The sequence below is a fragment of the Streptomyces sp. OR43 genome, assembly GCF_008042275.1.
Taxonomy (GTDB): Bacteria; Actinomycetota; Actinomycetes; order Streptomycetales; family Streptomycetaceae; genus Streptomyces.
In genome coordinates, this window is the sequence record NZ_RDBK01000015.1 from 24,796 (window position 1) to 35,748 (window position 10,953).

The following is a 10,953-nucleotide window of genomic DNA, read 5'->3' on the forward strand; positions in this document are numbered from 1 at the left end:
GGCGAGTGATATGAGCGATCAAATCGACGGGGGTGGTGGGGCCATGGCCCAGCGAATCGCGGCAGTCAATGCTCGCCCGGTCGGCGTCACGCACGCTTCGGCTGTTCCGGAAAGGCGGGGCAGCCCGAGTGACGTACGGGCCCACGGGGGGAGGGCGGCGACGGAGTTCGCGGCGAGGACGGCGTAGGGGGCACGGGCAACCCAGGGCAAGGGAGGGTGCCGCAGGATGAAGCGTGCGGCCTCGCGCGCTTCCCTGGTCGGCCGCAGTTCACCCCGGTAGGCCCCGAGACGGGCAGCGAGTTCTTTGCGATTACGCGGAGGTTCGGTGACGCCGAGTGCTTCCGCTACCCGCGCTGTGTCGGCGATGTAGCCGTCGTACCCGGCCGCGTCGAGCGGTTCGGCCCCGTATCGCTGGTGGGCGAGGAGGAAGCTCTCGACCTCGGCCACATGCACCCAGCCGAGAAGACGCGGATCGGCGGCGCAGTAGGGCTCTCCGCGCGAAGTCGTTCCACGCACCCGGTTGTGTACGGCACGTACGCGGTCGACCGCCTGCTGTGCGTCGTCCGCTGTTCCGTAGGTGGTGACGGCGAGGAAGGTACTGGTGCGCTGGAGCCGTCCCCAGGGGTCGCCGCGGTAGCCGGAATGGGCCTCCACGGCAGCCATCGCCAAGGGGTGCAGGGACTGAAGCAGGAGCGCTCGCAGCCCGCCGATGAACATCGACGCATCGCCGTGGACCGTGCGGATCGGCCGGTCCGGACCGAACCACCGAGGGCCGGGCGCTCCGTGGATACGAGCGCGGTTCGTCGGCCCTGCGGGCCCGGCGACCTGGGCAAAGATCGCGCTGCCCAGCCGCTCCCGCAGGCCGGCAGCGGCACGCGTGGACGTGTCCATACGGCAAGTATGCGCTCACCGCCACGGCACGCCGGAACCTGGCCGCCGCGCCCTTGATCAGGGAGTCCCGGAGCATTGCGCGCCGATGCGTCCAGGGTCTCCCTGGCACGGCCGGAGGCGCTGTCCTGAAGAGCGTGATCGGGACGGCGGCTCCGCCGCACACCTTCCTCCTGCCCCGCGTCCGGCACGCCGTGCCGTAGCGGTGCCCCGCCCGGAGCCTTGTGACGGTTCCCTCGCGGTACGGCGACCCGCGAGCGCCTGGCCGCGCCGGCCGGACCCTCGCTTACGGCTGCCCTTCACGCGGTCGACTCATCCGGGGTGGGGTGCTCCGGGTGGATGCCTGCATTGCGCGCGGCGTTGCGACCCGCCCCGGCCTCATCGGGATCGGGCTCGGCGGGTTCCGTCTCGTCTCCGAGATGTTCGGAACCCGGCGGGGGAATCACGTCGAGGGCGTCCTCGCCGTCCTGGACCTGCTGGTCGGGTACATCGGCGGGTATCGGCGGCGGGCTGCCCTTCGCCCCGGTGTAGGCGGTGCCCTGCGGCCTGCGGTCGGTCATGTCACTGCTCCCCTCGGTGCGGGCCCGACCTGGAACGGGCGGGCCGGTATGGCACCTCGAGTACCCCCTGCGCCCGGCACGACGCATGGGGACCGGCCGTGCTGTCCGTCGGCGGGAGACGACGTGGTGGGCGTTGACACAGAGCTGCAGGATCCTCCCGCGCGTGATCCAGCAGTCCGTTTCGAGAAGGGGTTCACGTCATCCCTCCACGGGTCGGCCACCCTTCCGACTCGGGTCCAAGTGTGCGAAGAAACGTGAAGAACGGCCGTTACGAAGATCGCCTCGGCCGAGCGAGTGATGCGCCGGGTGGCGCCCCAGGGTGCGCGCCGGGGCATGGAAGGGCTTGCTGTTGATGATTGAACGGGTGGGTGCAGCGGTCAGTGAATGTCAGGGCCACGCCTGTCGGATATGCGTGCCGCTTGCACCCGAGAGTTGCAGAAATGTCCCTGATTGGTAACCGGGCCGGCTGCGTCTGCCACGGGCCGCTTCTTGGGCGCAGTGTTCTGGTTCTCGGCCCGCTACGGGTCGGGAACTCGCACCGCCCATGCCGGCCGAATCGAACGGCATGGGCACTGTTTCTGAGGAGACATCACCTTGTCTGCTTCTTCGGCTACCCGCCGTATCGCCGCGACCGTGCTCACGGCCGGTGCTGTTGTCTCGGCCGTCGCGCTGCCGGCTTCCGCGCAGGACCACGACCGCCACCGCACCCACGCCCGGGTCGTGATCAGCGATGTCCAGGCCGACAGCCCCGGACGTGACAACGGCTCCAACCGGTCCCTGAACCGCGAGTGGATCGAGATCACCAACCAGAGCCGTCGCGCGGTGAACCTGGACGGCTGGACCCTGCGCGCCGATGACGGAAGCCGCTACCGCTTCGACGACGTCCGCCTCGCCGGCCGCGCCACCGTCCGCATCCACACGGGCGTCGGCCGCGACACTCGCACCGACCTCTACCAGGACCGTCACCACTACGTGTGGGACAACTACTCCGACACCGCGACCCTGCGTGACGACCGGGGCCGCACCGTCGACCAGGAGTCCTGGGGCCGCGGACACCACCACCGCCGCTGACCCCAGGCAGTAAGCCGGGGACAGCGAAGGGCTGTCTGCCGCCCCACGGCAGGCAGCTCTTCCCGTCCCCTCACAGCGGGGCCGGGCAGCCGCCCTGCCCGGCCCCGCTCCCCGGCGGCCCATCCAGGGCCGGCCGGCGACGCTGTCCGGAACCGAGACGACCATCCGGCTGACCACCCGCCTGGCCGGGCGGCGGAGTCAGCGCCTCGGCAGACGGTGCAGGACGACGTTGCCGAGGACACCGTTCGTCACCGTGCACGTCATGTACGTGCAGTACGGCTGCCGCCTGCGGTCCGTCGGCGACCCAGGGTTCAGCAGGCGCAGCCCGCCCGGCGCCTCGGTGTCCCACGGGATGTGACTGTGGCCGAAGACCAGGACGTCCAGGCCCGGGTAGCGCACGGCGCAACGGGCCTCACGCCCGTTGGCGGCCTCTGTCTCGTGGACGACACCGAACCGCAGGCCCCCCAGCCGTACGTGGGCCACTTCCGGCAGCCGGGCCCGCAGTTCCGGGCCGTCGTTGTTGCCGTACACGCCGACGAGGCGTCGCGCGCGTCCTTCCAGCAGGTCCAGGGTGGCGACGTCGACCCAGTCCCCGGCATGGACGACGACGTCCGCCCGGTCCGTCTCGCGCAGCAGTTCGTCGGGGAGCCGCCTTGCACGCAGGGGCACATGGGTGTCCGAAGTGAGCAGGAGCCGCACGGGGGAGTCCTCTGCCCTCCCGGTGGTGTCGCCGTCCATTCGCCTGCCTTCTCCTCGGGGCTGTCCGGTTCTACCGTAGAAGTGCGTGAGCGACTACGTAACGTTCGACGGCCGGGGCGGCGCAGAGGCCAGTCGTATGCTCTGCGCGCGGCTGGTTTCGGGATCGGCACCACCACCGTCCGCCCGCCGTCACCGAGGCCGTCCGGTTCCTGGCCTCCCTCGCTCCACGCCCGCAGAGGCCGTGCGCCAGAAAACCGTGTGCCGAAGCCACGCGCCCCTGGCATGATCCGTCGGTGTCCTGTCCTGCCCGGTTCTGGAGGAACACCACGGCCATCGACTACGAGCTCGCCCCGGCCTGGCTGCCGTGGTCCGCCGTCGATCCCCACGTCATCGCCTTCGCCCTGAGCGAGGCGGAGGCATCCGAGATCACCACGGTGATTGCCTCGATGGTGCCTCCCGACGGTGCCGGGTGGGAAGAGGAACATCGCTTCACCACCGAGGTCACCGCGCTCCTGGCAGCCCGATACGGCCGGTGGGCCTGCGGATGGCACTGGGCGGTCGGCGAGGGCGGTGGCGGTGGCGTCGTCACCAGCTGGTGCTGCACTTCGCATTCCGTGGGCGCGCCCACAGCAACGGCCGCCGCCGTGCTGGCCTCGCTGCTGGAGTGGCGCGACTGGTTGGAGGAGCTGGCGCAGCGGTTTGAGCAGTTGGCTCCACCCATGGACGCGGATGCCGATGACCGCAGCTGGCACCTGGAACGGGCGGCCACCCGGCTCGTGACAGTGGTCGTGGACCGGACGGGTGCCGAAGACGGCTGGTACGGGCTCTGTCACACAGTGCTGACGTGGTTCCTTGCCTCCACGGGCATGGGACCGGAAGACGCGAAGGACGCGGTCGTCAGGGCGATCGGTGGACGGTTCAAGAGCTGGGCCGTGCCGTCGCGGAACCTGATCGACGCAGTGGGGGAAGAGTTCGCTGTAGATCTGACCGGAGTGCGGCCCTACCGTGACCACTGACGCCTTGGCCGCGTGGAGCCAGGTCAGAAGCCGGATCGACTGGACTTCCGCGGCCGGTCGGATGCCCGCCCCGGTCGAGCCCATCGTGGACGGTCTCGCCACCTGGTGCGAGGAAGGGGGCCGCGCCGCCGACCTCGCGCGAGGTCATCGACTGCTCGCGGCGCTGGCTCGGTCGCGCACCCACGCTTCCCGCGGGCGCCCTCTCACCTGCGCACTTTTGACCGAGTGGCAGCAGCTGGTCCTCGGCCTGCCCGAAGTCCGGTTCCGCCAGGGCGATGCCTTCGCCAAGGGCGGCCGGGAACGCTACGCACTGACACCCCACACCCAGCGAGACTTCGAGGAGTGTCTGCGCGAAAGTGCCGACCCGAACGTTCCTCTGGCCTCGCGCGCGGCCAGGGCCTACCTGGACGTGGCCTTCTTCCATCCCTTTCCGGATGGCAACGCCCGCCTAGCCATGCTCACCCTCGCCTACGTCCTGGAGCTGGAAGGAGTCCGACTCGACCAGGTCGGCCCCCTGCAGACCACGCGCTATGCCGACGACCTCGCCGGGGCGTCGGACCTGGCCGCCATGGTCTTCGTCCTCATCCGCTCGACCCATCGAAGGGCCACCGGATTCGGCCGCCGAGGACGACATCGCACACCCTCAGGGGCATGAGGGCGCCTCGTGGGCAGAGCGGGCCCGGCGCCGAGCCGAACGCCCGACCTCATCCATTCGGGCACCCGGCGATGAGTACCGGCCACCCTTGGAGTCCTCACTCTCGGAACACTGCGATCAACGAAGGAGATGCCGTGACGGTCGACGTCTGGTCGATGGTGCATGCCGAGCGTGCGGCGCTGATCGAACAACTCGCGCACCTCGACGACGAGCAGTGGGCCACGCCGTCACTCTGCGACGGGTGGACGGTGCACGACGTGGTCGCCCACCTCGTGGACACGGCGCGCACAACCCGCCTGGGTTTCGTCGTGGGCCTCGCCCGGGCAGGGTTCGACTTCGACCGTCAGAACAGCCGGGGAGTGGCGCGCGAGCGTGGGGCCACACCACAGGAGACCCTGGAGCGGTTGCGCCGGGCGGCGTCGCGTAGGTCGACGCCGCCGGCGCCCCTCGACAGCCGGCTCGTCGAGGAGATCGTCCACGGCGAGGACATCCGCCGCCCCTTGGGACTCACCCGCACCTACCCGCCCCGGACCGTGGTCAGGTCGCTCCGTCTGCAGAGCCGCACCCCGGTGGCGTTCGGCGGGGCCAAGGAGCTCATGGGCCGCGTCCGGCTCACGGCCACCGACGCCGAGCTGACGCTTGGAACCGGGCCCACAGCGGCAGGCCCCGTACTCGCCCTGCTCCTGGCCGTCTGCGGTCGCCGATCAGCCCTGGACGAGCTCGCGGGACCGGGCGTGCGCACTCTTGCCGCGGGGACCTGAACAGGCAGAAACTCCGCCCTGGCCGACGCCCTGACAGCTCATCGGATTCGTTGCACATAGCCATGGGCCGGGTCGGGTCGAAGCAGGACAGGGTGGGTGACCGTTCCGCGGGGTCGGTTGAGGCCGGCCCTGGCGGGTAGTCCGTGCCGTTTCCTACACTCGCGGGATGAATGACTACACATGTACTCACTGCGGCACCGTCGGCCAGATGGAGGGATTCATCGAGGACGCCGGTGAGCACTCGCGCGGGTACGCACGCTGGATCGAGGGCGCGTTGGAGCGGGGCGTGTTCGGGGGCGCCAAGCGGATGGGCCGGCCCCGGAGACAGATAGAGGCGTTCCGTTGCCCCAGGTGCGGACACCTCGAACTGTTCGCCACCGGCGTGGTCTAGTTGGCTGTGGCTGTGGCTGTGGCTGTGGCTGTGGCTGTGGCCGTGCCAGGCCGAGCCGCGCGCCGGGCCTTCCGGTGCTGGGCCTTCCGGTGCTGGGCCGGCCCGTCGTCATGGCCGCCGAAGGGCCGACAGCCGAGGAGCCGCCCCGGGCGGCGACGAACCGCTTCTTGCGGGTCATGTCCGGCCCTTGCCATCAGCGCATCCAGTGCCCGGCGGTGCTCCATCCCACAAGGTGCTGCCGGTGCGGGTCCTGCGGCCGGCGGCGTGGCTCACCTCCTGCCCAGTCCGACCGCCGCAGCCCTCCCGCTCTGCGCTACCGTCCCGAGGTATGCACGACGCGGCGCGGACACCCTTGATCGACCCCGAGTCCGACTATCCGTGCTGCTGGTTCTGCCCAGCACTGCGGCTTCCCCGTACGGGTTTCCTCGTTGCGGACCGACCCAGCAGACACTGGCCCTTCGACGCGTCGGACGGGTTCCGGTACACGGTCGACGACCGGGTCCCGGTCTGTGTGCATCCGGGCAGGGTCGGGCTGGAACCGGACCGGGCGGCCCCGCCCCCCGTTTCCGTGCCGCTCCCCGTTGCCGTTCCGAAGCCGGTCGAGCGAAGCCGCCGATGGTGGCGACGCTGGACCGGGGCTCCGTCGCCGCTGAACGTGGTCAACGACGCGAAGGGGCGCTGCTGAGTCTTTCCTGGCCGGGCTGCGCCACGGGAGACCACGGGAAGCCGGTCTGCGCGTTCCGGCGTCACGAGTCGTCCGCGGCGCCGGTTCGTTGCCTGCTCGTCCGCCGCCGGCGGCGCCTGGTGCCATGAAGTCCAAGCCCCCTGTTCTCACCTTGACTCCGCTCGGCGCGGGGGCGGAAGGCGGGGCGCGTGACCGGCGCACGGGGGCGCGGCGGAATTTGTTCATGTCGGGGAGTCTGCGGGCGCACGCCGGCGGCTATCCGGATTTGTTCGGGTCGTATTCAGTGATACTCGCACAATTTGGGCACGGGGTGGCTGAATGTTTCTGTCCGGGCGGGTTGGCATATGTCTCGGGCGACCCGTTTCCTGGTTGTCCCATTGGAGAGTCGCAAGCGAGTGGCTGGGTTTTGCATCTTCGGCCGCTGAGGGTCCTCTATGGTGATTGTGGAGGTCGGGTGAAGCCGGGGAAATCTCGGCAGGCTCGTCGGCGCGGTCTCGCTATCGCCAGGGCTGGCATATTTCTGCCACGCGTGGCCGATAGTCAACCGCGAGGGGGTTGAAAGCTCGGCGGTGTGGGCGCAGGGAATTGATCTGCGCAACCGTGCCCCACAAGCACAGATGAACATGTCGTGGCAAAGGTGAGAACAGGTCAGGGGGCGGTCATGAGCAATCCTTTTGATGACGAGTCGGGGCGGTTCCTGACGCTGGTCAATGGTGAGGGTCAGTACTCGCTGTGGCCGGCGCACATCGACATCCCGGGCGGCTGGAGCGTGGGCGGGCCGGAAGGGTCGCGCCAGGAGTGTCTGGATGCGATCGAGGCCGCATGGGCGGACATGCGACCCGCCAGCCTGGTGCGGGCGATGGAGTCCGGCACCGGGTAAGGCGTCCAAGTCGTCGAGGGTGTCACTCGCCCTGGTCGGATTTGAGGGGCCTGGCGTTTCCGCCTGATCGAGTTTGCTCTCATTCGAACAAAATTGATCAGGCGGAAGTGGTCATCGGTCAAATCTGGACCGCAAGACTTCATGCAGCTTTCATATGGCTGTCGTGAATCACCGGGTGGACTGCCAGGTGGTTCATCTCTGATGTGCGAAAAACCGGGAAGCGCCTTGCCGGGTGCCTGAGTCGGCAAGGATTCCGGTGCTGCCCGCTGTCAGCGGCGCCGCGTCGCACTCCTTTGATGTGACCGGCCGCACGCGGCGATGCAAGCCGCACCGGCGTGATCGGCTTCGGCCTGCCTTCTTCGTCCCCAGAAACTCTCCCCGAAGGTGTGAATCGGCATGCGTGAAAACGAATCGCTCCCCTCCCGCGCGGCTTCCGCCGAGCCCTTCGGGATTACTGCGGCCCAACAGGGCGTCTGGTACGGGCAGCTGGTCGATCCGGACAGTCCGAAATACAACATCGGGGAGTGCTTCGAGATTCATGGAGGCCTCGACGAGCTGTTGTTCGCCGCAGCGCTGGACCGGGCTGTGGCTCTGTGCGACAGCCTCAACGTGGAGTTCGTCGTCAGCGACGAGACCGTCCGTCAGCAGGTCGTCCGCCGCTCACCGGAGGGAATCAGCCGGCTCCGTGTGGTCGACCTGTCCGACGCCGAGGATCCTGTGGGGGAGGCCGAGCGCTACCTGGCCGACGACATGGCCGCCGTCCACAGCTTCGACGCCCCGCACCACCACTTCGCGTTGCTGCGTCTCGGCCACCGGCTGCACTACTGGTACGTGCGCTTTCACCACATAGTCGTCGATGGCCTCGGCGGTGCCGTCTTCGCCCGCACCGTGGCCGACCTCTACGGGCGTGCTGTGCGAGGCGAGAACCTGGCCGAAGCCGAGCTGCCCGCCGCGCCCCTGCGCGACCTCGTCGCCGACGAGATGGCCTACCGCGGCTCGGAGCGGTACGAGGCCGACCGTGCCTACTGGACGGGGCGGTTCGCGGACCTGGTCACCGACCGCGTGACGGAACCGGCCCGCGCCGGCGGCGATCCGGACGCTCAAGCCGGCCGGGCGCTCATCCGCCGGCGCACCGACGCTCCACCACCGGCGGCCCTCGACGGGCCCGGCATCCAACTGCACACCGGCGAGACCCTGCCCGTGGCCGTCTTCGACAGCCTGCGCCGGCTCGCCTCCGCCCACCGCACCACCTGGAGCGCCGTCCTCGTCAGCGCCGTGGCCGCGTACGTCGGCCGGGTCACCGGGATGCCGGACGTCACCGTGGGCCTTGCCTCCAACGGCCGTCACGGCGGGCTCCGGCACATCGTCGGGATGACCGCCAACATCCTGCCGCTGCGCCTGACCGTCGACGCCGACATGACGGTCGGCGCCCTCGTCCGCGCCGTCGCCGCCGAGATGCGCGGCGCCCTGCGCCACCGTCGGTTCTCACGCGAACAACTCGCCCGTGAACTGAACACGGCCGACGACGCAGGCCGCCTCACCGGCGTCGTCGTCAACATCATGGGCTACGACTTCGACCTCGACTTCGCCGGCAGCCCCGGCGCCTCCCGCGTGCTGTCCATCGGACCGGTCGACGACCTGTCCCTGTTCGTCTCCGAACGAGCCGAGGGCAAAGGGCCGTTGATCGGATTCGACGCCAACCCGGAGTTGTACCGTCCCGAGGACGTGCGGCTGCACCAGCAGGCTGTCGTCTCCTTCCTGTCGGCCCTGGCCGAAGCGGACGCCGAGACCCCCTTGCGCGACCTGCCGTTCGTCGACGAGACCACCGCCGCGGTCCTGCACGCGCAGGGACGGGGCATCGCACTGCCCGTGGAAGCCGTGGCCGCGAGCCTGCCGGAAGCGTTCGACGCACAGGTACACCGGACGCCGGACGCGCGGGCGGTGGTGGACGGCACCGTCACGCTCTCGTACCGGGAGCTGGCGCGGACGGCGCAGAGTCTGGCGAGTGTGCTGGCGGGCTGGGGCGTCGGTGCCGAAGACGGCGTCGGTGTCCTGGTGGGCCGTTCGGCGGCCGTCGTGTCCGCCACGCTCGGCATCGTCGGCGCGGGAGCGGCGTACGTGCCGATGGACCCCGCCTGGCCGGCCGAACGACTCGCCCGCGTCGCCGAGACCGCCCACGTCCGTGCCCTCGTCGTCGATGAGGCCACCGCCGGTGAGCCCTGGGTGCAGGAGGCGGCCGACGGCCTGCCGATGATCGTCGTCGACGCGCTCGGCGGCGTCTTACGCGGCGCTCCGCCACGACCGGGCCCCCTGCCGTGCCTGACCCGTGGTGACCGACTGGCCTACGTGATGTTCACGTCCGGCTCCACGGGCCTGCCCAAAGGTGTCGGCGTCACCCATGCCGATGTCCTCGCGCTGGCGGCCGACCACACCTGGAAGGACGGGGTGTGCGACGCGGTGCTGCTGCACTCCGCGTATGTCTTCGACGCCTCCACGTTCGAGACCTGGGTGCCGCTTCTGAACGGCGGCTGCGTGGTGGTCGCCCCCAGCGGTGTCGTGGACGCGCGGGTGCTGCGCGACATGGTGACCCGGAACGGTCTCACCGCGCTCTTCCTGACGACGGCCCTGTTCAACGTGGTGGCCGAGGCGGATCCGACGGCCTTCGCCGGTCTGCGCATGGTTGCCGCGGGGGGTGAGGCCGCGACCCCGGACCTCATGCAGCGTGTGGCGGCCGAGGCGCCCGCGACGCTCGTCCTGCACGTGTACGGTCCCACGGAGACCACGACCTTCACCGCCCGCCACCCGGTCGCTGCCGGTACCGCGGGAGTGCCGCCCATCGGCCGGGCCCTCGACGGGATGAGTCTGTACGTGCTGGATCCCTCCCTCGCCATGGTGCCGCCCGGCGTCGTGGGGGAGCTGTACGTGAGCGGTCACGGCGTCGCCCGCGGGTACCAGGGGAGTCCCGCGCCGACCGCCACCCGGTTCGTCGCCGACCCGTACGGCACCAGCGGTGGCCGCATGTACCGCACCGGCGACCTCGTGCGCTGGACCGCGAGCGGCGACATCGAATACGTCGGACGCGTGGACGGCCAGATCAAACTCCGCGGATTCCGCATCGAACCGGCCGAGACCGAGAACGTGCTGCTCACCGACCCGGATGTGCACGGCGCCTGCGTCGTCGTCCGCGAGGACATACCCGGCGACCGCCGGCTCGTGGCCTATGTCGTGCCCGCTCCCGGCGCCAGGCCGGAGGGCTCCGCCCTGGCCCGCCGAGTCGGGCGCTTCCTGCCCGCCTACATGGTGCCCTCCGCGTTCGTCTCCCTTGACGCGCTGCCCCTCAACGCCAA

Annotated in this window: 9 protein-coding genes and 1 pseudogene; 7 read left to right on the forward strand and 3 right to left on the reverse strand. The window is 70.1% G+C overall.

Annotated features, from left to right (window positions below; genetic code table 11):
• Window positions 1-18 precede the first annotated feature (18 nt).
• Both EAO72_RS09010 and EAO72_RS09015 read right to left on the reverse strand, forming a co-directional pair.
• Window positions 19-891 (reverse strand): oxygenase MpaB family protein, encoded by an 873-nt coding sequence (locus EAO72_RS09010; protein ID WP_148016727.1) that lies wholly within the window; start codon window positions 889-891, stop codon window positions 19-21.
• Between the two features lie 296 nt (window positions 892-1,187).
• Window positions 1,188-1,448 carry a hypothetical protein gene (locus tag EAO72_RS09015; protein ID WP_148016728.1) on the reverse strand — a complete coding sequence of 87 codons (261 nt, stop codon included), beginning with the start codon at window positions 1,446-1,448 and terminating at the stop codon, window positions 1,188-1,190.
• Between the two features lie 588 nt (window positions 1,449-2,036).
• Here EAO72_RS09015 and EAO72_RS09020 point away from each other — a divergent pair.
• On the forward strand, window positions 2,037-2,519 hold the full coding sequence (locus EAO72_RS09020; protein ID WP_148016729.1) for a lamin tail domain-containing protein: 483 nt from the start codon (window positions 2,037-2,039) through the stop codon (window positions 2,517-2,519).
• A gap of 198 nt (window positions 2,520-2,717) precedes the next feature.
• Here the strand turns inward: EAO72_RS09020 and EAO72_RS09025 are convergent, their stop codons facing one another.
• Window positions 2,718-3,218, reverse strand: a complete 501-nt coding sequence (locus EAO72_RS09025) for a metallophosphoesterase family protein (RefSeq protein WP_148016739.1) — start codon at window positions 3,216-3,218, stop codon at window positions 2,718-2,720.
• Window positions 3,219-3,511: 293 nt separating this feature from the next.
• Here EAO72_RS09025 and EAO72_RS09030 point away from each other — a divergent pair, with 293 nt between their 5' ends.
• The 6 genes and pseudogenes from EAO72_RS09030 to EAO72_RS44280 form a co-directional block, all read left to right on the forward strand.
• Window positions 3,512-4,234 (forward strand): hypothetical protein, encoded by a 723-nt coding sequence (locus tag EAO72_RS09030; protein ID WP_261991381.1) that lies wholly within the window; start codon window positions 3,512-3,514, stop codon window positions 4,232-4,234.
• Window positions 4,224-4,889, forward strand: coding sequence for a Fic family protein (locus EAO72_RS09035; protein WP_261991382.1), 666 nt, complete (start codon window positions 4,224-4,226; stop codon window positions 4,887-4,889). The genes EAO72_RS09030 and EAO72_RS09035 overlap by 11 nt, the downstream gene beginning before the upstream one ends.
• 155 nt (window positions 4,890-5,044) lie before the next feature.
• Window positions 5,045-5,650: a maleylpyruvate isomerase family mycothiol-dependent enzyme gene (locus EAO72_RS09040; protein WP_261991383.1), complete on the forward strand. Its 606-nt coding sequence runs from the start codon at window positions 5,045-5,047 to the stop codon at window positions 5,648-5,650.
• A 166-nt stretch (window positions 5,651-5,816) separates the two neighbouring features.
• Window positions 5,817-6,041, forward strand: a complete 225-nt coding sequence (locus tag EAO72_RS09045; protein WP_148016731.1) for a hypothetical protein — start codon at window positions 5,817-5,819, stop codon at window positions 6,039-6,041.
• Window positions 6,042-7,387: 1,346 nt separating this feature from the next.
• Window positions 7,388-7,606: an MbtH family protein gene (locus EAO72_RS09055; protein ID WP_148016732.1), complete on the forward strand. Its 219-nt coding sequence runs from the start codon at window positions 7,388-7,390 to the stop codon at window positions 7,604-7,606.
• 396 nt (window positions 7,607-8,002) lie between these two features.
• Window positions 8,003-10,900, forward strand: a pseudogene (locus EAO72_RS44280) (non-ribosomal peptide synthetase); the annotation flags it as partial.
• Between the last annotated feature and the right edge of the window lie 53 nt (window positions 10,901-10,953).